Source organism: Bacillus sp. N13C7 (genome assembly GCF_026790065.1).
GTDB lineage: Bacteria > Bacillota > Bacilli > Bacillales > Bacillaceae > Bacillus.
The window spans coordinates 1-22,140 of the sequence record NZ_JALAMO010000008.1; the positions used below are offsets into that span (position 1 = coordinate 1).

Below are 22,140 nucleotides of genomic sequence, written 5' to 3' on the forward strand. Positions count from 1 at the left end.
TCTTATGGGGTCAGTCCCGTATCAGGTGCTTTTTTATATGTTTAAAAAACGTCGTTCATTTTCGTCATATCGAATCGGCGCATGTCCGTACTCTTGCAGGTCAAACTCAGTTCTCAGCGGTTCTTCTATCGGCAGGCTGTAGATTCTGCTTGCTTTTATGTCCAGATCAAGAGCTGGATGGGAGAAAGAGGACAGCTTACTGACAAGCTGAACGGACAGATTTTTTTTCTTTTCCGATAAATAAGCCTGTCCTTTTTTTGTCATGCCGAGTAGCCTGATATAAGGCACCTCTGCCTCATTCAGCAGCTTATGCATATCCTGTTTGTTCGTTCTGGTTAAAATGTGCGTGTTCATCCGCTGAAGCCTTGTCCACGTATACCGTTTTGTTTTCAGGAGCTCCATGAATTCCTGATAGGAGCTGGCTTTTCTGATCGAACGAAGAATTCTATGCTCTAAGCCTTCCTCCACCTCGTATAGTTGCTGTAATTCCTGTGCAGTTACAGTTGAAAGGCTGTATTTCAAGTAAGAAAAATAGCGTTCAGATGTATGCCACAGTCCGAAAGATTTGCGGTAATCTGCCAATTCACGTGCAGATGCAGCAGGAAGGAAACGAAGGCAGGCATCGAGATTCTGTTCAATCATCGCTTTTCTGATGCTTGTGGCGCTTGCGATATGGTTTTTGCCTTCAGGAAGTTCTGCATCGTGATAGTCGGAGGAAATGCGCTGAGTGGTATAAGGTTTTATTGGATATCCCCCGGAAAGAATGGACGTTACATAGTGATACCCCAGAATGTTGTTTGGTTTTGACAAATCAAGTGCATTTTCTGTATGTAAAATGGAGCGAAAGGCGATAGCCGCCGCGGCTGGGTAGCTGGCACCCTTTTTAAGTTCTTCTTTTATAGACTGGTCAAATGTATGTTTATGCTCATCAATAAGATTTGCTGTTTCTAAAAACGGCTTAATATTACCATTTTCACTCCCGAAAAACAGTGCCTCGCATTCGAGTTTATCGAGGATGGAAACACTGCCGCGTGCAAAAATCTCGGCTTTTTGCACCGCATAAAGATAAGGCAGCTCAATCACAAGATCGACTCCGTTTTGCAGCGCCATTTTTGTTCGGGCCCATTTTGAGACAACAGCTGGTTCCCCGCGCTGTAAAAAATGCCCGCTCATTACGGCTACAGCCGTGTCGCATCCGGTTTGCCGCTTTGCTGTTTGGGCATGATAAAGGTGACCGTTATGAAAGGGATTATATTCAACCACCAATCCGACAGCTTTCATATTTTTTCCGCCTTTCTTGCTATGTTTAAAAACGTATGGTACATTTGCAAATGGAAACTCTTACGTCTTTTTTTGTTTTAAGTGTATGCATAGCATATTCAACTGTCAATGATACTTGAATGGCAGCATTATGCTGTAAAGAAAAAATATTGACAAAAACAATCTTAAAAGCTATAATCATGTTTGTTGCTTTCATGAGGTGATACAAATGAAATGGACGATTTATCAGCTGCACCAAATGCCAAAACAAAGTTTTGAATTTGATGAAACAGTTGAGTTACATGAGCTGACAAAGCTGAATTCTGACATTCGCCGCATTTCTCCCGTTCGGGTGAAGGGCAGAGCGGATATCAAATCCAAACAGGTTTCGTTTGATTTTACAATATCAGGCGAAATGATTTTGCCATGCTCAAGAACACTCGTTGATGTCCCGTATCCATTTGAAATTTCAACAAAAGAACTGTTTATATTTCATCAGACGGATGATATAGAAGATGACGACGTTCACATTGTTGAGGACGATACTATCGACTTGACTCCGATCGTAAAAGAAGAAATTCTTTTGGAAATCCCTATGCAAATCTTTTGTGAATCTGAACAAGAAAAAGGAGCTGCTCCTCAAGAAGGAAAGGACTGGCAGGTCATTTCGGAGGAAGACAAGAAGAAACAAGTTGATCCGAGACTTGCAGCCCTCGAAAAGCTCTTAAAACAAGATGATGAATCTTAACTCTTTAAGGAGGTGGGAATAATGGCTGTACCTTTTAGAAGAACTTCTAAAATGAAAAAAAGATTGCGCCGTACACATTTCAAACTTAATGTACCTGGTATGACAGAATGTCCGTCATGCGGAGAGATGAAGTTGTCTCACCGTGTATGCAAAGCATGCGGATCATACAACGGCAAAGACATAAATGTAAAAAGTAACTAATAAGAAAAGCGCAGGGTGAAAGCCCTGCGCTTTTTCTTTTTCTCTCCCTGTCAGCTTGAGGAAAATTTGTGAGTGCAAATAGTCTATCTAATCTATTACCGGCATATGTATGAGATAAATAAGCTGACATGGAGGGAGATTGAATTTGACCATTACAAGACAAGATGCTTGGACTCAGGATGAGGATTTGCTGCTGGCAGAAGTGGTGCTTCGTCATATTCGAGAGGGAGGAACACAGCTTTCCGCTTTTGAGGAGGTTGGAAGGGCGCTGTCCAGAACCGCGGCTGCCTGTGGTTTCAGGTGGAACTCGTATGTGAGAAAACAATACCAGTCAGGCATAGAGCTTGCGAAAAAGCAGAGGAAAGAGTTGAGAAAACAAATCGGGGTCCATTCGGTCAATATGCCAAATTCCGTGAAGCAGGCTGCTGCGGCAGCGCCAGAAGGAAAACGAGATTTGTCCATTCAGGATGTGATTCAATTTCTCGAGCAATTTAAAGAAGCGCCGTCTGCGCAAGAATTTCAGCTTGAAAGGGAAAAATTGAAGGAACAAATCCAATCGCTGCAAAAGGAGCTTGAGGATTTACGAAGTGAAAATCAAACATTGAGGAATCAGCTAGAGATGACGGAAGAGGATTACAAGGCGCTGATTGATATTATGGATCGTGCCAGAAAAATGGTTGTTTCAAAGGAAGACGGAAGAATGAAAAAGGCGGCTCAAGAAACGTAATGAACGCCTGAAATGAACCGGCCCTAAAGTGAGAATAGGCCGGTTGTTTTTATTTCTATGCAGACTCTCCCGGTGTCATTTCACGATCCATATCCGGATGCCAGATGAGCGGGTTTTCCCCTTTGTCCCGCGCCATATCATATTTAACAGTTTCAAAGTTCATTTTATTCCAAAAATCCGCTGATTTCATTCGCGGATTTGTCCGGATCGGCATTTTGAATGATTTTGCGAATTCTACCAAGGCTGTCCCGTATCCCCTGTTCTGGTAGCCTGGAAGAACTTCAAGCTTCCACAGCTCCAAATAATCCTGGCCTTTGTCGAAATAAGGATTTGATTTGCCGTTAACTTGATATAAACTCATTCGCGCGACAAGTTTATCTCCAAAATAAATCCCGTAAAAAGGCGAAGTGCTGTCATTTTCAATAATATTATCCTGAAGATCTTCAAGCATTGAAAGCTCCTGAATCCCGTATTCTTTGAATTTCTTGAATTCTTCAAGCGTTTTATAGTTGACAAGCAGACGTTCTACCTTAACCAAACCAATCTCCCCCTTTGTTGTGTCTACATATATTGTAAACGCTTTATTTAAAAAATCCAAATATTTAAACTATAATTTTAAGCACTCGGGATCTTTGAGAAGTAATTTCTTCGCACTTCTGCTATGATAATACGTAAATGCTAAATTGGGTGTGACATCATGAAAATTGGAATTATCGGCGGCGGCTCTGTCGGTCTTTTATGCGCTTATTATTTGTCACTTCATCATGAGGTGACTGTTATAACGAGACGGGAAGATCAGGCTGCTGCCATTCAGGCTGAAGGGATCCGGCTTTATAAAGGCGGAGAAGAATTCAGCGCTGATTGCAATGCGGACACGAGTATCCATTCAGATTTTGATCTTCTTGTCGTGACAGTGAAGCAGCATCAGCTTCAGTCTGTTTTTCCGCTGCTTGAACGGATCGGGAAAACGAATATATTATTTTTGCAAAACGGCATGGGCCATATCCACGAGCTGAAAGACTGGCGTGTTGGGCATTCTATTTATGTTGGGATCGTTGAGCACGGAGCTGTAAGAAAATCAGATACAGCTGTTGATCATACAGGCTTTGGTGCGATAAAATGGAGCGCGTTCGACGATGCTGAACCAGATCGGCTGAATGTCTTGTTTCAGCGTAGCCATTCGGATTTTCCGATCCATTTTGAGACGGATTGGTACCGCCTGCTGACGGGCAAGCTGATTGTAAATGCCTGTATCAATCCGTTAACCGCGTTATTGCGGGTGAAAAATGGAGATCTTTTGACAACGCCAGCTTATCTAGCTTTTATGAAGCTGGTTTTCCAGGAGGCTTGCCGCATTTTAAGGCTTGAAAACGAAGAAGAGGCTTGGGAGCACGTTCAAACCGTTTGCAGGCAAACGAAAGAAAATCGCTCTTCTATGCTGGTTGACGTCATTGAAGGCCGGCAGACAGAAGCTGATGCCATTATCGGATATTTAGTGAAGGAAGCGAGACTTAACGGCCTTGATGCCGTCCATCTGGAGTTTTTATACGGCAGCATTAAAGCTTTGGAGCGAAATACAAACAAAGTCTTTTGAGCTTTTTCGGTAACATGCTATACTCATTTCGGATAACTAACTATTTATTGGAGAAAGGAAGTTCTAGAAGATGCAGCTAACTGAACTTTCCATCAAAAATCAAAATGTGTTTGTACAGCACTATATAGATGGCAAAGAAGAAATGTCTTCTTTTTTTGATTACAGCATTCATCGTAAGGACATGTGGCGCGAAAGACTGAAAGACTTATCTTCCCGGTTTTTCGCAAGAGAGGAATTGGCAGCGTACTTATCCTCTTACCATAATAAATTCGGTTCAAGTGCCATGCAGTCTGCTATTGAGAAGCTGAAGGACCCGTCAAGTGCCGCTGTAGTCGGCGGACAGCAGGCCGGACTTTTAACAGGACCGCTTTACACCATACATAAAATCATTTCGATCATTGTGTTAGCAAAGCAACAAGAAAAGGAACTGCAAGTGCCTGTCATACCGATCTTCTGGGTGGCGGGAGAAGACCACGATTTGGATGAGATTAATTTTGTCCATACATCTGAAGAGAATGGTCCGGTGAAAAAAAAGCTGCCTCAGTCTTATTGGAAGAAATCTTCGGCAGCGAGCACATCACTTGATCAGGAAAAATGTGCCGCCTGGATAGATGATGTGTTTGCCGCTTTTGAAGAAACAGACCATACGAATACACTTCTCGACAATGTAAAACGATGTTTAAGGGAATCTGTTACATTTACTGACTTCTTTGAACTGCTTATCGCGGATCTGTTCCAGGAGGAGGGCTTAGTCTTATTAAATTCTGGAGATCCGGGGATTAAAAAGCTGGAGACGGCTATGTTCCAAAAGATTCTTCGGGAAAATGATAAACTCGCCCGCGCTTTGTCAGATCAGCAATCTCTCATGCGTGATGCAGGCTATCAACCGATTATCGAGTCTGGAAAAGAGCAGGCGAATCTGTTTTATGAATATGAAGAAGAGCGTTTTTTAATTGAAAAAGATAACGGCCGATTTGTCATCAAAGAGCTTGATTTGGGATGGACGATGGATGAACTTTATACACATATGGAAGAACATCCTGAGCGTTTCAGCAACAATGTTGTGACGAGACCGTTAATGCAGGAATATCTCATTCCGACTTTAGCATTTATTGCAGGGCCTGGAGAAATCAACTATTGGGGTGAGCTCAAACAGGCCTTTGCGGTGATGGGCTTTAAAATGCCACCTGTAATGCCGAGGCTGAACATTACGATACTTGAGCGGCATATTGAGAAAAAACTGCTTGAACGGAATATCTCATTACAAGACGCGATTGAACGCGGAACAGAGAATCAAAGAGAAACATACTTTGAGCGCCAGATTCCGGAAGAGTTTACCGCGGTGATGGATCAGGCGAAAAGCCAAATTGAAGCGATTCACAAAACGGTCCGGCAGGAGGCGTTAAAGGTTGATCAAAGCATGGAACCTTTACTCCTTAAGAATGCCGCTTTTATTCAGGATCAGCTCCAGTTTTTAGAGCGTACGGTGATGAAACGTATTGAAGAAAAAGAAGGCTACGTCTTGAAGGATTATGAGAGAATCCAAAACAGCATTAAGCCGTTGCTTGCGCCGCAAGAGCGTATCTGGAATATTATGTATTATTTGAACAGATACGGTCCAAAATTCTTCACATCATTCAAGAATCTGCCATTTTCTTTTCAAAATCAACATCAAGTTGTCAAACTTTGAAATAAAGTTTTAAAGAACCCTGAATAGTTCAGGGTTTTTTTTTATGGGTAAACAGTGTAAAATGAAGTTGTGGAGAGAAGTGGTGGATAGTGGTGAGTTAAGGAGAGAAAGTGGGGCAAGAGATCATGTTTATGGGTGAATATCAACATACCATCGATGCGAAAGGCCGCATGATCGTACCCGCCAAATTCAGAGAAGGACTCGGTGAGCAGTTTGTGCTGACCAGAGGGCTTGACCAATGTCTCTTCGGCTACCCTATGCACGAATGGAAACAAATTGAAGAAAAGCTGAAAGCACTTCCTCTCACTAAAAAAGATGCCCGCGCGTTTACCCGTTTCTTCTTTTCAGGGGCAACCGAATGCGAACTGGACAAGCAAGGCAGGGTAAATATTGCATCATCTCTATTGAATTACGCCAAACTGGAAAAAGAATGTGTTGTTATCGGGGTTTCTAATCGAATTGAATTGTGGAGTAAAGTAATTTGGGAACAATACACAGAAGAGCAAGAAGATTCATTTGCTGAAATTGCTGAAAACATGATTGGGTTTGATATATAATGATTCTTCGTGTATAACACTCTAAAAACAATTTCAATTCATCCTGATAAAAGGTGGGACCAACACAATATGTTTCAACACAAGACAGTACTTCTTCGTGAAACCGTAGACGGGCTCAATATTAAACCGGACGGTACATATGTAGACTGCACACTCGGCGGAGCTGGGCACAGTACATACTTATTGCAGCAGTTATCCGAGAAGGGGCGTTTAGTCGCTTTTGACCAAGATGATACGGCATTACAGCATGCTAAAGAAACGTTGTCCGATTTTAAAGGGCAGCTCATTCTGATTAAAAGCAATTTCAGGTATTTAAAAGAATGTTTGAATGAACAAGGCATTACAGAAGTAGACGGTATTTTATTTGATTTAGGGGTGTCCTCTCCGCAGCTGGATACACCGGAACGCGGATTCAGTTACCATCATGACGCTCCGTTGGACATGAGGATGGACCAGTCGGCCACGCTTACGGCGAAAGAAGTCGTTAATGAATGGCGGTATGAGGATCTCGTCCGTATTTTCTTTAAATACGGCGAAGAGAAGTTCAGCAAACAGATCGCCAGAAAAATTGAGGAAGCAAGAATCAAATCTCCTATTGAAACTACGGGCCAACTGGTCGATCTAATAAAAGACGCGATTCCCGCTCCAGCGAGAAGGAGTGGGGGACATCCCGCAAAACGCGTGTTTCAGGCGATCAGAATTGCCGTGAACGATGAACTTAAAGTGTTTGAAGAGGCTTTGGAGCAGGCAATTGAGGTACTGAAGCCAGGGGGAAGGGTATCGGTCATTACCTTCCACTCGCTTGAAGACAGAATTTGCAAAACCACTTTTAAAGAAAAGTCGTCGCTTCCGGAACTTCCTCCGGGTCTTCCTGTCATACCGGAAGAATTTGAACCGGAGCTGAAGCTCATCACACGAAAACCGATTACGGCATCTCAAGAAGAGCTTGAAGAAAACAATAGGGCTCGCTCTGCGAAGCTTCGGATTGCCGAAAAAAGAAAATAACGAAACGCGAACGCAAATTGAAAAGGAGGTCATCAGCCTATGAGCAATTTAGCTTACCAACCAGAGAAACAGCAGCGGCATGCGATCAGACCTGAGAAAAAAGTGATTGTCAAGAAAAGGGCTTCCATTACTCTCGGAGAAAAAGTGCTTCTTGTCCTCTTTGCTGCGGCGGTGCTCAGTGTATCGCTTTTGATTGTATCGAAGGCGTATGCGGCATATCAAACTAATATTGAGGTGCAAAAGCTTGAGGAGCAAATTTCATCCGAAAACAAGCAAATTGGTGACCTCGAAAAAAACGTTGCTGATTTAAGCAAACCGCAGCGCATTATGGATATTGCGAAAAAGAACGGCTTGAATTTAAAAGACAAAAAAGTGAAAAACATACAGGAATGATTCAAATGCCAAAAAAGAATAAATTTATGAACAGAGGAGCAGCGATTCTAAGTATTTGTTTCGCTCTCTTTTTCTTTGTCATCCTGGGGAGAATGGCATATATTCAAATAACCGGAAAAGCGAATGGCGAAGTGCTTGCGACAAAAGCGACAGAACAGCATGAAAAGAAACGGACCATCGAAGCAAGCCGCGGCTCGATTTTGGACCGAAACGGAAAAGTGATTGCAGAGGACACAGCAACGTATAAGCTGATTGCGATTCTCGATAAAAAAATGACAACTGATGTCAAGCATCCGCAGCATGTCCAAGACAAAGAAAAAACGGCGGAAGCATTGTCTAAAGTGATAAACATGGATAAAGCTGATATCCTTGATATCTTAAATAAAGATGCAAAACAAGTCGAGTTTGGCTCAGCTGGCCGGGATATTACGTATTCAGAAAAGCAAAAAATTGAAAAAATGAAACTTCCGGGCATTTCATTTTTACGGGATACAAAACGCTACTATCCAAACGGTGTTTTTGCATCCAATTTAATCGGCTATGCCGAGGTTGATCAGGACACAAATGAAATCTCCGGCGCGATGGGATTAGAAAAAGTGCTGGATAAGTATTTGAAGGAGCGGGACGGATATGTGACATATGAAAGTGACAAATCCGGCTGGGAGCTCCCGAACAGCAAAAATAAAATTACAGCGCCAAAAAATGGTGACAATGTATATTTAACCATTGACCAGAAAATTCAAACCTTTTTGGAAGACAGCATGACAAAAGTGGCGCAAAAGTATAACCCGAAAAAAATCATGGCCGCAGTCGTCGATCCGAAAACCGGCAAAGTCCTTGCGATGGGACAGCGCCCAAGCTTTGATCCGAACAAGCGTGATGTGACAAACTACTATAATGATTTGATTTCATATGCGTATGAACCCGGATCAACGATGAAGATTTTCACACTTGCTGCTGCCATACAGGAGAATGTGTATAACGGCAATGAAAAGTACAAGTCTGGAACATACAAAGTAGGCGGAGGAATAGTAAAAGACCATAATGACGGAGTAGGATGGGGGCCAACTTCATACCATGATGGTGTAGTACGGTCTTCTAATGTGGCTTTTGCCAAACTGGCTAATGAAAAGCTGGGCTATACCCGTCTAAATGAATATCTTCATAAATTCAATTTCTATCAAAAAACAGGTATAGACTTGCCGAATGAAGTATCAAGTAAAATGAACTTTAAATATGAATTTGATAAAGCATCAACTGCATATGGTCAAGCCTCTGCTGTTACACCAATTCAACAGCTGCAGGCTGCGACTGCAATAGCTAATGATGGTAAAATGATGAAACCTTATGTCATAGACCATATTGTTGATCCTGATACGAAGAAAACCATTTATACAAATAAACCTCAGTCAGCCGGTACGCCAATCTCAGCTGACACCGCTAAAGAGGTTCGAAATATTTTAGGTGATGTCGTTACGTCTGATATCGGTACTGGACAACCTTATAAAATTGAAGGTTTTGATGTAGCTGTGAAAACCGGGACAGCACAAATTGCCGGGCAAAACGGTTATCTATCTGGACGCGATAATTACGTTTTTTCTGTCATGGGAATGGCGCCTAAAGATGATCCTGAGCTGTTGATCTATGTGGCAGTGCAGCAGCCGCAATTAGAAAATGATGAAACGGGTTCAAACCCAGTATCAGAAATCTTCAACCCGACAATGAAAAACAGCCTGCACTACCTGAATATCGAGCCAACTGAAAAATCTGACTCAGATAAGGAAGAAACAAAAGCGCAGACAATGCCTGATTTAACAGATCAAACGGTAGCTGCTGCTCAAAAGAAAGCAAAAAAGGAGAATCTCACACCGATTGTCATCGGCAGTGATGTCGCTGTAAAAGAACAGTATCCGAAAGCGGATGAGGAAGTTCTGACCAATCAAAAGGTCTTCCTGAAAACGGGCGGCAAAATCAAAATGCCTGATATGACAGGATGGTCGAGAAGAGAGGTTCTGCAGTACGCTGAGCTGGCGGGAATTCATATTGAAGTAAGCGGACAAGGCTACGCTGTCAGCCAAAGCGTCAAGAAGGACAAAGCAATAAAAGACAAAACCGTCATCAAGGTGACGTTTAAAAATCCGGATTAAAAAGAAAGCTTGCGTTATGCAGGCTTTCTTTTTTTTATACCTTCAGAGGGGCATCGTTCTACCTGTCCAATTTCAGGCATAAAATGAAACAAGCCTAAATAAGGAGTGAACGGTCTCTTGCGCGTCTCGAATGTAACGGTTAGAAAACGTTTATTATTTGTTTTGCTTTTTGGCGTGATCGTGTTTCTGATCATTGATACTAGGCTGGGGTATGTTCAGTTTGTGATGGGCGAAAAACTGACTTCGCTGGCGAAAGATTCCTGGAGCCGAAACTTGCCGTTTGAGCCGGAGAGAGGCGAGATTCTGGATCGGAATGGTGTGAAGCTCGCAACAAACAAAAGTGCGCCGACCGTATTCGTCGTGCCGCGCCAAGTTCAGAATCCGATGAAAACGAGCAAGCAGCTTGCGGCGGTTTTAAACATGTCAGAAGAAAAAGTATATAAGCATGTGACAAAAAAAGCGTCAATTGAAAAGATTACTCCTGAAGGGAGAAAGATTTCAAATGAAAAGGCCAAAGAAATCAAAGCGCTCGATTTAAAAGGTGTGTATGTTGCGGAGGACAGCATACGCCATTACCCGTTTGGCAGCTTTTTATCTCATGTGCTTGGATTTGCAGGAATTGACAACCAAGGGCTTCTTGGACTTGAAGCCTATTACGACGAGGATCTCAAAGGGGAAAAGGGCTCTGTTAAGTTTTATACAGATGCCAAGGGGAAAAAAATGCCGGATGAAGCGGACGACTATACGCCGCCTAAGGACGGGCTTGATATGAAACTGACAGTTGATTCAAAGGTTCAGACGATAATGGAAAGGGAGCTTGATAACGCTGAGGCCAAGTACCATCCGGATGGTATGATTGCCGTGGCCATGAATCCGAAAAACGGAGAAATATTGGGAATGGCTAGCAGGCCTGACTTTGACCCTGCTGATTATCAATCAGTCGATCCGTCCGTCTACAATCGGAATCTGCCGGTATGGAGCACGTATGAGCCAGGGTCTACCTTTAAAATTATTACACTTGCAGCAGCTCTTGAAGAGCAAAAAGTAAATTTGAAACGTGATCAATTTTTTGATAAAGGGCATGCGGAAGTGGATGGTGCGAGACTGCGGTGCTGGAAAAGAGGCGGGCACGGGCTGCAGACGTATTTAGAAGTTGTACAAAACTCCTGCAACCCTGGGTTTGTTGAATTAGGCGAGCGCTTAGGCAAAGAGAAGCTTTTTAAATATATCAAAGACTTTGGTTTCGGCCAAAAAACCGGAATTGATCTGCAAGGAGAGGGAACAGGAATCCTATTCCCGCTTGATAGGGTAGGGCCGGTAGAGCAAGCGACGACTGCTTTCGGACAGGGGGTATCTGTTACGCCGATTCAGCAGGTTGCAGCCGTATCTGCAGCTGTAAACGGAGGAACACTCTACACACCTTATATTGCTAAGGAATGGATTGATCCTGTAACGAAAAAAACAGTCAAAAAACAATCACCTATCGCAAAGAAACAAGTCATTTCTGAAGAAACATCCAAACAAATCCGCTACGCTTTAGAAAGCGTCGTCGCAGAAGGAACCGGGCGCAACGCATTTGTAGAGGGATATCGTGTCGGCGGAAAAACGGGAACTGCACAAAAGGTTAAAAACGGAAAATACCTTGAAAACAACCATATTGTATCCTTTATCGGTTTTGCGCCGGCAGACGATCCGAGTCTTGTCGTCTATGTCGCGGTGGATAACCCGAAAGGCACGATTCAGTTTGGCGGAACCGTTGCAGCACCTATTGTCGGGAGTATTATGAGAGACAGTCTGCCGGAACTTGGTGTGAAGCCTCGGAAAAATCAAATCGAGAAAAAATACCAATGGAACGACACAAAAACAATAGAAGTTCCGAATGTTGTAGGGATGTCTGTCTCAGATCTTGAGTCACTATTGGTGAATCTCAATGTGGATGCTTCCGGGAAAGGGAGCAAAATCGTTAAACAATCACCAGCTGCTGGAACAAAAGTAAAAGAGGGCTCAAAGATACGTGTTTATTTGACTGAAGAAGATGAAAAGGAGGCAGCCGATTGATTCGGGCTGCCTATTCTTTTATTGGAGAAAAAATGCTGATATCTTTCAAGATTAGCTGGATGTATCCTTTTATTTACGCTAAAATATGAACTGTATGCTTAAAATCATTATCACATCAATAGATGTGACTTTAATGATAAAAAGAACGAATTAGAATGTTGAGAGGTTTGATACGATGAAACTGACAAAGCTGCTTACATACTTAACAACCGAACCTTCTGTAAATGACTCACAAGACCCTGACATAACTTCAATTGAGATGGACTCCAGGGAAGTAAAGAAAGGGAGTCTTTTTGTATGTGTAAAAGGGTACACGGTGGATGGCCATGATTTTGCGCAAAAAGCAGTAGAGAACGGTGCAGCGGCTATTGTGGCTGAAAGAGAGCTTGATGTAGATGTGCCCGTCATTCTTGTCCGGCAGTCACTGCGTGCGCTCAGCGTGCTGTCTGATGCGTTTTACGGACAGCCGACAAAGAAGCTTCAGCTGATTGGTATTACAGGCACAAATGGCAAAACATCAACGACCCACATGGTTGATGAGATCTTGAAAAAAGCGGGAAAACGCACAGGCTTAATCGGGACCATGTACATGAAAATCGGCGACGAAACACTGCCTGTTAAAAACACGACACCGGAAAGCGTTACGCTGCAGAAAACGTTTAAGAAAATGAATGACAAGCAAGTAGACACTGCTATCATGGAGGTTTCTTCACACGCCTTGTCCTTAGGACGTGTTCATGGCTGTGACTATGATATTGCTGTGTTTACGAATTTGACGCAGGACCATCTGGACTATCATAAAACGATGGATGAGTACCGACACGCAAAAAGCCTGCTCTTTTCTCAGCTTGGCGGGGCTTTCAACCATGAACATCCAAAGCGTGCCGTGCTGAACGCTGACGACGAGGCGAGCGCTTATTTTGAAAAGGTGACCGCAGCGCATATTTCTACATACGGAATTAAAAACAACGCTGATGTGATGGCGAAAAACATCAAGATTACTGCACAGGGCACTAGCTTTGATCTTGTCACAAACAAGGGCACTAAACATATCACGATGTCGCTTGTCGGACAGTTTAATGTGTATAACGTTCTGGCAGCTGTTGCAACATGTATTGCAGCAGGCATTCCGTTTGAAACGATTACGGAAGCTGTTGAGGAATTGCATGGCGTAAGAGGCCGTTTTGAATTGGTCAATCAGCAGCAGGAGTTTCCAGTCATTGTAGATTACGCGCACACACCGGACAGCCTTGAAAATGTACTGAAGACATGCAGAGACATGACGGAAGGAAAGCTTTTTGTCGTTGTCGGCTGCGGCGGAGACAGAGATAAGACGAAACGCCCAAAAATGGCTAGAATCGCTGTGGAGCTGGCTGATGAACCGATTTTCACTTCAGATAACCCAAGAAGCGAAGATCCTCGCGCGATTTTAAGAGATATGGAAGCTGGAGTAGAGAACGAATACTACCACAGCATTGCAAACCGTGAGCAGGCAATCTTTTTCGCGATTGCGAATGCCAAAAAAGGTGACGTTGTCCTCATTGCCGGAAAAGGGCATGAAACCTATCAGCAGATCGGGAATGAAACCTTCGATTTTGATGATGCTGAAGTGGCGGCAAGAGCCATTGTCGAACTCAATAAAAATAAGACGAATTCATAGGAAAGAGATGTTATTGAATAATGGAGCTTGAAAAGATGTTTCATATGGAAAAAAATCATGAATATGATAACTACGTATGTCGTTTGAAAGAAACAGGAGGAGAAAAGGACAATGCTTGAGCAAGTCATTCTGTTTACAATTTTAATGGGGTTTTTAATTAGTGTTCTGCTCTCTCCGATTCTAATTCCGTTTTTAAGAAGATTAAAATTCGGCCAGAGTATTAGAGAAGAAGGACCGAAATCACATCAGAAAAAATCAGGGACGCCGACAATGGGCGGGGTCATGATCATACTTTCTATCATTGTGACAACAATTGTGATGACACAGAAATTTTCAGAAATAAGTCCTGAAATGGTGCTGCTGCTGTTTGTTACGATCGGTTACGGTTTGCTTGGTTTTCTAGATGATTACATCAAGGTCGTCATGAAGCGCAACCTCGGATTGACGTCAAAGCAGAAGCTGATCGGACAAATTATCATTGCGGTTGTATTTTATGCCGTGTACCATTACTACAATTTTGCGACGGATATTCGCGTTCCTGGAACTGACTTGTCATTTGATCTTGGCTGGGCTTACTTTATCCTTGTGCTCTTTATGCTTGTCGGCGGATCAAATGCGGTTAACCTGACTGACGGTCTTGACGGATTATTATCCGGCACGGCTGCAATTGCTTTTGGCGCCTTTGCCATCCTGGCATGGAATCAGTCTCAATATGACGTAGCGATTTTCTCAGTTGCTGTTGTCGGTGCGGTACTGGGCTTCCTCGTATTTAATGCCCATCCGGCCAAAGTCTTTATGGGAGATACGGGATCGCTTGCATTGGGAGGAGCCATCGTTACCATTGCCATTTTAACGAAATTAGAGATCCTGCTGGTCATCATCGGCGGTGTCTTCGTTATCGAAACATTATCCGTCATACTGCAGGTCATCAGCTTTAAAACGACAGGTAAACGAATCTTTAAAATGAGCCCGCTTCATCACCATTATGAGCTTGTCGGATGGTCTGAATGGAGAGTGGTCGTGACATTTTGGGCTGCGGGACTTTTGCTTGCCGTTTTAGGAATTTACATCGAGGTGTGGTTATAAGTGGAAAACGATCAATTTTTACAGAATCAGCATTTTTTAATCCTGGGGCTCGCGAAAAGCGGGTATGCTGCGGCATCCATTCTTCATAAAAAAGGCATTTATGTTGCGGTCAATGACCAAAAGCCTTTTGAAGAAAACGAACCAGCGCAAAAGCTTTCTGAAAAAGGTATCGAGGTTGTTTGCGGAGAGCATCCGGTTTCTCTGTTTGATCAGCATGAAATTACGGTTCTGATCAAAAATCCAGGAATTCCTTACGAAAATATTATGGTTCAGGAAGCGGAAAAAAGAGGGATACCGGTTTGGACGGAAATTGAGCTTGCTTACTACCTGACAAATGCCAAGTTTATCGGGATTACCGGGTCGAACGGAAAAACGACCACGACAACGCTGATTTATGAAATGCTTAAAGCAGACTCACAAAAAGCACTGATTGCCGGAAACATCGGCACAGTCGCAAGCGAGGTTGCCTATCATGCTGATGGCGATGAATGGATCGTTACTGAACTGTCTTCATTTCAGCTGATGGGGACACACGCTTTCAGACCGGAAATTAGCCTGATTTTAAACGTGTTTGACGCCCATTTGGATTATCACCATACGCGTGAAAATTATGAAAAAGCGAAACAGAAAGTGTATCTTCATCAGACTGCTACAGATAAAGCCATTGTCAACCAGGATGATGAAACCGTCGTGCGTCTTGCTGAAGCCGGAAAAGCCGAAGCCGTCCCATTTTCAGTCAGCAAAACGCTTGAACAGGGTGCTTATGTAAAAGACGGCATGATTATGTTTAACGGCGAAGCCATTCTTCCCCTGGAAGAGGTTGTGCTGCCCGGCGCTCATAACCTGGAGAACATTTTAGCAGCTATTGCAGTTGTGAAAACGGCAGGAGCGTCTAACGAAGCAGTCAAAAAGGTGCTGACAAGCTTTACTGGCGTGAAACATCGGCTGCAATATGTTACAGCAGTGAAAGGCCGTAAGTTTTATAATGACAGTAAAGCAACAAACATTTTGGCGACAAGCAAGGCGCTTTCAGCTTTTGACAAACCGGTCATTCTGCTTGCGGGCGGACTAGATCGCGGAAATGGTTTTGATGACTTAAAACCGTATATGAAGCATGTCAAAGCAGTCCTTACCTTTGGCCAGACTGCTCCGAAACTTGAAAAGCTCGGCAATGAACTGGGAATACAACATGTCAAACGTGTCGATAATGTTGAACAAGCAGTATCTGCGGCGTTTGCGCTCTCAAATGAAGGGGATGTCATCCTGCTTTCACCTGCGTGTGCGAGCTGGGATCAATTCAAAACATTTGAAGAACGCGGTGACATGTTTATAGATGCCGTGCATATGCTTAAGTAAGGGCTTGTCTTGAAGTAAATCGGCAGCCCTAATGACTTTAAGCTTGGGGTGTCGATTGCTTTGACTACTAAAAAAACATCGCCTGATTTGTTATTGGTCATCATTACGTTATTATTATTAACAATCGGATTAATTATGGTGTACAGTGCGAGTGCGGTATGGGCGGATTATAAATTTGACGACTCATTCTTTTTCGCGAAACGGCAGCTGCTGTTTGCGGGAATCGGCGTCATTGCCATGTTTTTTATTATGAATGTTGATTATTGGACTTGGCGGACATGGTCCAAATTGCTGATGGTTATCTGCTTTTTTCTTCTTGTTCTCGTTTTGATACCGGGCGTCGGCATGGTGCGGAACGGCTCAAGAAGCTGGATCGGGGTCGGAGCATTCAGCATACAGCCTTCAGAGTTTATGAAGCTTGCGATGATTGCATTCCTTGCTAAATTTCTCTCTGAAAAACAAAAAAACATTACATCGTTCAGGCGGGGATTTATCCCGGCACTTGGCATCGTGTTTTCAGCGTTTTTGATTATCATGTGCCAGCCTGACCTCGGTACGGGGACGGTAATGGTCGGAACTTGTATTGTCATGATTTTTGTAGCCGGCGCGCGAATTGCCCATTTCGTCTTTCTCGGGCTGATCGGCCTCAGCGGATTTGTTGGGCTGGTACTATCGGCTCCATATCGGATTAAGCGGATTACTTCATACTTAAATCCTTGGGAAGATCCGCTCGGCAGCGGTTTTCAAATCATTCAATCGCTTTATGCAGTGGGGCCCGGCGGATTGTTTGGGATGGGACTTGGACAAAGCAGACAGAAGTTCTTTTATCTGCCTGAGCCGCAAACAGATTTTATTTTCGCCATATTGTCAGAAGAACTTGGTTTTATTGGGGGAACACTTATTTTGCTCCTCTTCAGCGTCCTGCTGTGGAGAGGGATCAGAATTGCGCTCGGTGCGCCTGATTTGTACGGAAGCTTTGTCGCAGTCGGCATTATTTCAATGATTGCCATTCAAGTTATGATTAATATCGGTGTAGTAACGGGCCTTATTCCGGTAACAGGGATCACGCTGCCGTTTCTGAGCTACGGAGGCTCCTCATTGACTCTGATGCTGATGGCCGTCGGCGTGCTGCTGAACGTGAGCCGATACTCGAGATATTAATGAATGTATGTCAGCAGCCTATGAAACAGGAAGCTTGGAAACAATTGATGCGATAACCCTGTCCAACAAAACAGGGTTATCGCTATGTTATAGAGAAAATTAGACTGGGGGAAGAGATATGCGAATTGCAATAAGCGGAGGCGGTACAGGGGGACACATTTATCCTGCTCTTGCCTTTATTAAAGAAGTCCAGCGCCGTCATCCTAATGTGGAATTTTTATATATCGGTACAGAAAACGGCCTTGAGAAAAAAATTGTTGAGCGGGAGAATATACCATTTCGTTCAATTGAGATTACAGGATTTAAAAGAAAGCTGTCGTTTGAAAACGTCAAAACTGTGATGCGTTTTCTGAAGGGCGTCAAAAAGAGCAAATCGTATTTAGCGGAATTTAAACCTGATGCCGTGATTGGAACGGGCGGCTACGTATGCGGGCCGGTTGTCTATGCCGCTGCAAAGATGGGAATTCCGACTATCGTGCATGAACAAAACAGCCTTCCGGGCATCACGAATAAGTTTCTTTCAAAATATGTTAATAAAGTAGCGATCTGTTTTGAAGAAGCAAAATCACATTTTCCTAGCGAGAAAGTTGTATTTACGGGAAACCCGAGAGCCTCTGAAGTCGTCTCAATAAAGACGGGCCGATCAATGGCGGAATTTGGGCTTTCTGAAGAGAAAAAAACGGTCTTAATCTTCGGCGGAAGCCGAGGCGCTGCACCGATAAACCGAGCTGTCATTGATATGCAGGAAGCGCTGAAGTCAAGAGACTACCAAGTGCTGTATATCACCGGTGAAGTTCACTATGAAAAAGTGATGAATGAGCTGAAAAGCAAGGGTGCCGCTGAGAATATGGTCACAAAGCCGTTTCTTCATCAAATGCCAGAGTATTTAAAGGCTATTGATGTCATTGTGGCCAGAGCTGGTGCAACGACGATTGCCGAAATTACTGCTCTCGGAATCCCAAGTGTGCTGATTCCAAGCCCATATGTAACAGCGAATCACCAGGAGGTCAATGCGAGATCTCTCGGCCAGCATGATGCAGCCATTGTTCTGAAAGAAACAGAGCTCAGCGGAGAAAAGCTGATTGAAGCGCTTGACCGGATTGTACTGAATGAGCAAACGTTAAAGGAAATGAGCGAACGGACAAAGTCACTCGGTGTTCCTGACGCGGCTGCCCGTTTATACAGCGTACTCGAAGAATTGAAAAAATAATAGAAAAGCAAATGGAATGCGGAGGTTTACGATGGAGAAAGTGATACAGGAATTAAAAGAACGCGAAGTCGGCAAGGTTCTTGCAAATGAGCCGCTCGCGAATCATACAACGATGAAAATCGGCGGACCTGCGGATGTATTGGTCATTCCAAGCAGTGTAGATGCTGTCAAAGATATTATGGACATAATTAAAAAGTATGATGTGAAGTGGACAGTCATTGGCCGCGGATCAAACCTTCTTGTTTTAGATGAGGGAATCAGAGGCGTTGTGATTAAGCTGGGCGCGGGCCTTGACCATTTGGAGCTTGACGGGGAACAAGTGACGGTCGGAGGCGGCTATTCAGTGGTCCGTCTTGCTACATCATTGAGCAAAAAAGGCCTGTCCGGGCTGGAATTTGCTGCAGGCATTCCGGGATCGGTCGGCGGAGCGGTTTATATGAATGCCGGCGCTCATGGTTCTGACATGAGCGAGATCCTTGTCAAAGCACATATTTTATTTGAAGATGGCACGATTGAGTGGCTGACAAATGAGCAGATGGATTTCAGCTACAGAACATCTATATTGCAAAACAAACGACCGGGCGTTTGCCTTGAAGCTGTTCTGCAGCTGGAGCAAAAGGATAAGGAATCAATCGTTCAGCAAATGCAAAGCAATAAAGACTACAGAAAAAATACACAGCCGTATTCAAGCCCTTGTGCGGGAAGCATTTTCAGAAATCCGCTTCCAAATCATGCCGGAAACCTTGTAGAAAAAGCAGGCTTAAAAGGATATCAAATCGGCGGTGCAAAGATATCGGAGATGCACGGAAACTTCATTGTCAATGCGGGGGGAGCATCAGCAAAAGATGTCCTTGATCTCATTGACCATGTGAAAAAGACAATCCGTGAAAAATACGAGATTGATATGCACACAGAGGTTGAAATCATCGGCGGAAATCGCTGATTCAAGTTCTGGCTGAAGCTGTTCATATGATATACTGTAAGCAAACGACAAACGGCATCATAGTATGCCGTTTGTTTTGGAATAGACAGACTTTAACAGCTGTTTCATTTGAATGAGGTGAACAGGCAATGAACCCGGGTCATGACCAAGAAAAAATCGTAAACATTGAAGAACGGATACCTAAAATTAAAGAGCAGAGAAAACAGAAGGCAAACCGCCGTCTTATTTCATTTATTATGCTCTTTTTTATTATGGTGCTGATCATTGTGTATCTGCAGACGCCAATCAGTAAAGTATCAACCATCTCTGTTACAGGGAATGAGAATGTATCGAAAAAGGAAATTATTGAACTTTCCGATATCAACAGCGGAGATACAGAGTTTTGGAGTTTGGACAAGACTAAAACAGAAAAGAAGATTCAGCAAAATAAATTAGTCAAAAAAGCGGAGATCAGCAAATCGCTTCCTAATAAAATCAACATTGCAATCGAAGAATATAAAGCGATTGCTTATTTAGAAAAAGACGATGTGTACTATGAAGTGCTTGAAAACGGTTCAGTTCTGCCAAACGAAGTAACGCCGGATGATGCAGGGCCCATTTTGGTCAATTGGACAAACGCAAAAAAACGCTCACAAATGGCCAAGCAGCTCGATGCATTGTCAAGTTCGTTAAAACAGTCAATTTCAGAGATTTACTATACGCCTGTAAAAATGGATCAAAACCGTATTAAATTGTATATGAACGACGGTTATGTTGTCACTGCGTCAATAAAAACCTTTGCCGACCGAATGAAAACATACCCTTCTATCATTTCACAGCTGAGTAGCAATAAAAAAGGAATTATTCATTTGGAAGTGGCCACTTATTTTGAAGAGTTTGGAAAAAACGATAAAGCTGCTAAAAAGGAAGATGAAAATTGAGGGGCAAATCAGCAGTCCTTCTTTCTTTGATTATGCTTATCGCAGGCTTTTTGATTTCATTTTCATTTCAAATGACAAAAGAAAACAACAAAAGCGCGGCTGAGACGGAAGAGTGGAAAAAAGAATATGCGCTGAGAGATGAACTTCTGAAACAGGAGAAAGAAAATAAGAATCTTGAAAAAGAGTTGTATCAAAAGCAGAACAAAGTCCGTCAGGCGGAAAATAAGCTGAAGAAAGAAAAGACGGAATACTACAATGTCCTCGAAGATACAGAAAAATACAGAATGTATATTGGGGAAGTCGGTGTGCAGGGAAAGGGTGTTGAGGTCACCTTGGAAGATGCGTCGTATATACCGGAAGGGGAGAATGTGAACAGTTACATCGTTCACGAAAGCCATCTCTTCCAAGTGGTAAACGAACTGTATATCTCGGGTGCGGCGGCCGTCGCCGTTAATGGCCAGCGTTTGACACATGATTCCTATATCAAGTGCAACGGTCCTGTGGTAACGGTAGACGGAGTGCAGCATCCAGCTCCGTTTACAATATCCGCTATAGGAGATCCTGATGTCCTGCTGCCTTCGTTAAATATAGCAGGGGGCCTGATCGACCAGCTGTCAATGGATCATATTTCAGTTTCCGCAGAAAAAGAGAAAAACGTACAAATGAAACCGATTCTGAAAACGAAGGAATGACTCATAAAGCGGGTGAAACAGATTGAAAATAAAACGTTCCTTTTTAAGCATCAGTGTGCTTATGGTCATCTTCGGCCTCATGATATCTGTTCAGTTTAATTCGTTAAAGCACCCTCAAGTCCGAGATACAAGAGACATGTGGGATATAAGGGAAGAGCTGACATCAGAGCAGAAGAAGCAGGAAAAGCTGCTGGCTGAAATAAACAAATATGATAAACTGCTGAATAGCTATTCGCAAAGCAAAGAAATGACAAAAGAAACCGCGCTCAATAATACTTTGCAAACCTTAAAAAAAACAGCCGGCATGACCGATATAACTGGTAGCGGAATTGTCATCACCATTTCCCCGCTTTTTTCTGAAAGCTTAACAGGAGAGCCGATCGAAAATCCGCCTCCGGATTTGCTGAAAAAGCTGATCAATGAACTCAACTCCTTCGGTGCAGAGCATATCTCGATTAATGAGCGAAGAGTTGTGAATCATACAGTTATAAGAGATATAAACGGCACAACAAAAATAGACGGATACGCACTTGACGATTATCCTTTAACAGTAAAAGTGCTCGCCGAAGATCCGGACATGCTGTACAGCAGAGTGAAGGGCTCCGGCCTTGAGGATCTCTTTGCATCTGAAAATTTAGCATTAAAAGCCGGTAAATCTGAAAGCAAGCTGACATTAAAAGCATATGACAGACCATTGGATGTACAGCAGCTGAAACCGCTTAAAGACTGAAA

21 protein-coding genes and 1 pseudogene are annotated in these 22,140 nt (G+C 43.2%); 19 read left to right on the forward strand and 3 right to left on the reverse strand.

Going from position 1 to position 22,140, the window contains the following annotated elements; genetic code table 11:
• Window positions 1-33: 33 nt before the first annotated feature.
• Together MOB98_RS11930 and MOB98_RS11935 are read right to left on the reverse strand one after the other, a co-directional pair.
• Complete coding sequence (locus MOB98_RS11930) at window positions 34-1,281, reverse strand: nucleotidyltransferase (protein ID WP_268367369.1); 1,248 nt, start codon at window positions 1,279-1,281, stop codon at window positions 34-36.
• Window positions 1,278-1,462: pseudogene (locus MOB98_RS11935) on the reverse strand (hypothetical protein). The gene MOB98_RS11930 and the pseudogene MOB98_RS11935 overlap by 4 nt, the downstream one beginning before the upstream one ends.
• Window positions 1,463-1,489: 27 nt before the next feature.
• Between MOB98_RS11935 and MOB98_RS11940 the strand changes: the two are divergent.
• The 3 genes from MOB98_RS11940 (at window position 1,490) to gerR (ending at window position 2,936) form a co-directional block, all read left to right on the forward strand.
• Window positions 1,490-2,008 (forward strand): YceD family protein, encoded by a 519-nt coding sequence (locus tag MOB98_RS11940; protein ID WP_268367371.1) that lies wholly within the window; start codon window positions 1,490-1,492, stop codon window positions 2,006-2,008.
• Window positions 2,009-2,029: 21 nt separating this feature from the next.
• A complete protein-coding gene (gene rpmF, locus MOB98_RS11945; protein ID WP_003154457.1) occupies window positions 2,030-2,209 on the forward strand; it encodes a 50S ribosomal protein L32 in 180 nt (59 codons plus the stop codon).
• Window positions 2,210-2,354: 145 nt separating this feature from the next.
• A complete protein-coding gene (gene gerR / locus MOB98_RS11950) occupies window positions 2,355-2,936 on the forward strand; it encodes a sporulation specific transcriptional regulator GerR (protein WP_268367373.1) in 582 nt (193 codons plus the stop codon).
• A gap of 55 nt (window positions 2,937-2,991) precedes the next feature.
• On the opposite strand, the gene MOB98_RS11955 is transcribed toward gerR, so the two are convergent.
• Window positions 2,992-3,474, reverse strand: coding sequence for an N-acetyltransferase (locus tag MOB98_RS11955; protein WP_268367375.1), 483 nt, complete (start codon window positions 3,472-3,474; stop codon window positions 2,992-2,994).
• Between the two features lie 159 nt (window positions 3,475-3,633).
• Here MOB98_RS11955 and MOB98_RS11960 point away from each other — a divergent pair, with 159 nt between their 5' ends.
• The 16 genes from MOB98_RS11960 to MOB98_RS12035 all read left to right on the forward strand — a co-directional run bounded on the left by MOB98_RS11960 (window position 3,634) and on the right by MOB98_RS12035 (window position 22,138).
• On the forward strand, window positions 3,634-4,530 hold the full coding sequence (locus MOB98_RS11960; RefSeq protein WP_268367377.1) for a 2-dehydropantoate 2-reductase: 897 nt from the start codon (window positions 3,634-3,636) through the stop codon (window positions 4,528-4,530).
• Window positions 4,531-4,600: 70 nt separating this feature from the next.
• The gene (bshC, locus tag MOB98_RS11965; RefSeq protein WP_268367379.1) at window positions 4,601-6,220 is read left to right on the forward strand and encodes a bacillithiol biosynthesis cysteine-adding enzyme BshC; all 1,620 of its coding nucleotides are present in this window, start codon (window positions 4,601-4,603) and stop codon (window positions 6,218-6,220) included.
• A gap of 125 nt (window positions 6,221-6,345) precedes the next feature.
• A complete protein-coding gene (gene mraZ, locus MOB98_RS11970; protein ID WP_003221402.1) occupies window positions 6,346-6,777 on the forward strand; it encodes a division/cell wall cluster transcriptional repressor MraZ in 432 nt (143 codons plus the stop codon).
• A 69-nt stretch (window positions 6,778-6,846) separates the two neighbouring features.
• Entirely contained in the window at window positions 6,847-7,782 is a 936-nt protein-coding gene (rsmH, locus tag MOB98_RS11975; protein WP_268360082.1) for a 16S rRNA (cytosine(1402)-N(4))-methyltransferase RsmH, read from the forward strand.
• Between the two features lie 39 nt (window positions 7,783-7,821).
• Window positions 7,822-8,175: a cell division protein FtsL gene (gene ftsL, locus MOB98_RS11980; protein WP_268360081.1), complete on the forward strand. Its 354-nt coding sequence runs from the start codon at window positions 7,822-7,824 to the stop codon at window positions 8,173-8,175.
• Entirely contained in the window at window positions 8,172-10,322 is a 2,151-nt protein-coding gene (pbpB, locus tag MOB98_RS11985; protein WP_268367382.1) for a penicillin-binding protein 2B, read from the forward strand. Before ftsL ends, pbpB begins: the two co-directional genes overlap by 4 nt.
• 117 nt (window positions 10,323-10,439) lie before the next feature.
• Window positions 10,440-12,380 (forward strand): stage V sporulation protein D, encoded by a 1,941-nt coding sequence (locus MOB98_RS11990; protein WP_268360078.1) that lies wholly within the window; start codon window positions 10,440-10,442, stop codon window positions 12,378-12,380.
• 175 nt (window positions 12,381-12,555) lie between these two features.
• On the forward strand, window positions 12,556-14,040 hold the full coding sequence (locus tag MOB98_RS11995) for a UDP-N-acetylmuramoyl-L-alanyl-D-glutamate--2,6-diaminopimelate ligase (RefSeq protein ID WP_268360077.1): 1,485 nt from the start codon (window positions 12,556-12,558) through the stop codon (window positions 14,038-14,040).
• 111 nt (window positions 14,041-14,151) lie between these two features.
• Window positions 14,152-15,126, forward strand: coding sequence for a phospho-N-acetylmuramoyl-pentapeptide-transferase (gene mraY, locus MOB98_RS12000; RefSeq protein WP_075745984.1), 975 nt, complete (start codon window positions 14,152-14,154; stop codon window positions 15,124-15,126).
• Window positions 15,127-16,482, forward strand: coding sequence for a UDP-N-acetylmuramoyl-L-alanine--D-glutamate ligase (murD, locus tag MOB98_RS12005; RefSeq protein ID WP_268360076.1), 1,356 nt, complete (start codon window positions 15,127-15,129; stop codon window positions 16,480-16,482).
• Between the two features lie 60 nt (window positions 16,483-16,542).
• A complete protein-coding gene (gene spoVE / locus MOB98_RS12010) occupies window positions 16,543-17,643 on the forward strand; it encodes a stage V sporulation protein E (RefSeq protein WP_014663887.1) in 1,101 nt (366 codons plus the stop codon).
• A gap of 118 nt (window positions 17,644-17,761) precedes the next feature.
• Window positions 17,762-18,853 (forward strand): undecaprenyldiphospho-muramoylpentapeptide beta-N-acetylglucosaminyltransferase, encoded by a 1,092-nt coding sequence (murG, locus tag MOB98_RS12015; protein WP_268360075.1) that lies wholly within the window; start codon window positions 17,762-17,764, stop codon window positions 18,851-18,853.
• Window positions 18,854-18,884: 31 nt separating this feature from the next.
• The gene (gene murB, locus MOB98_RS12020; protein WP_268360074.1) at window positions 18,885-19,796 is read left to right on the forward strand and encodes a UDP-N-acetylmuramate dehydrogenase; all 912 of its coding nucleotides are present in this window, start codon (window positions 18,885-18,887) and stop codon (window positions 19,794-19,796) included.
• 128 nt (window positions 19,797-19,924) lie between these two features.
• Window positions 19,925-20,716: a cell division protein DivIB gene (gene divIB, locus MOB98_RS12025; protein WP_268360073.1), complete on the forward strand. Its 792-nt coding sequence runs from the start codon at window positions 19,925-19,927 to the stop codon at window positions 20,714-20,716.
• The gene (locus MOB98_RS12030) at window positions 20,713-21,408 is read left to right on the forward strand and encodes a DUF881 domain-containing protein (protein ID WP_268360072.1); all 696 of its coding nucleotides are present in this window, start codon (window positions 20,713-20,715) and stop codon (window positions 21,406-21,408) included. Before divIB ends, MOB98_RS12030 begins: the two co-directional genes overlap by 4 nt.
• 22 nt (window positions 21,409-21,430) lie before the next feature.
• Entirely contained in the window at window positions 21,431-22,138 is a 708-nt protein-coding gene (locus tag MOB98_RS12035) for a DUF881 domain-containing protein (protein ID WP_268360071.1), read from the forward strand.
• The last annotated feature ends 2 nt before the right edge of the window (window positions 22,139-22,140 follow it).

Coding starts and splice junctions, on each gene's coding strand:
- rsmH (WP_268360082.1), top strand. CDS start 6,847: ATGTTTCAACACAAGACAGTACTTCTTCGTGAAACCGTAGACGGGCTC.
- pbpB (WP_268367382.1), top strand. CDS start 8,172: ATGATTCAAATGCCAAAAAAGAATAAATTTATGAACAGAGGAGCAGCG.
- rpmF (WP_003154457.1), top strand. CDS start 2,030: ATGGCTGTACCTTTTAGAAGAACTTCTAAAATGAAAAAAAGATTGCGC.
- ftsL (WP_268360081.1), top strand. CDS start 7,822: ATGAGCAATTTAGCTTACCAACCAGAGAAACAGCAGCGGCATGCGATC.
- mraY (WP_075745984.1), top strand. CDS start 14,152: ATGCTTGAGCAAGTCATTCTGTTTACAATTTTAATGGGGTTTTTAATT.
- murB (WP_268360074.1), top strand. CDS start 18,885: ATGGAGAAAGTGATACAGGAATTAAAAGAACGCGAAGTCGGCAAGGTT.
- bshC (WP_268367379.1), top strand. CDS start 4,601: ATGCAGCTAACTGAACTTTCCATCAAAAATCAAAATGTGTTTGTACAG.
- murG (WP_268360075.1), top strand. CDS start 17,762: ATGCGAATTGCAATAAGCGGAGGCGGTACAGGGGGACACATTTATCCT.
- MOB98_RS11940 (WP_268367371.1), top strand. CDS start 1,490: ATGAAATGGACGATTTATCAGCTGCACCAAATGCCAAAACAAAGTTTT.
- mraZ (WP_003221402.1), top strand. CDS start 6,346: ATGTTTATGGGTGAATATCAACATACCATCGATGCGAAAGGCCGCATG.
- MOB98_RS11995 (WP_268360077.1), top strand. CDS start 12,556: ATGAAACTGACAAAGCTGCTTACATACTTAACAACCGAACCTTCTGTA.
- MOB98_RS11930 (WP_268367369.1), bottom strand. CDS start 1,281: ATGAAAGCTGTCGGATTGGTGGTTGAATATAATCCCTTTCATAACGGT.
- divIB (WP_268360073.1), top strand. CDS start 19,925: ATGAACCCGGGTCATGACCAAGAAAAAATCGTAAACATTGAAGAACGG.
- MOB98_RS11960 (WP_268367377.1), top strand. CDS start 3,634: ATGAAAATTGGAATTATCGGCGGCGGCTCTGTCGGTCTTTTATGCGCT.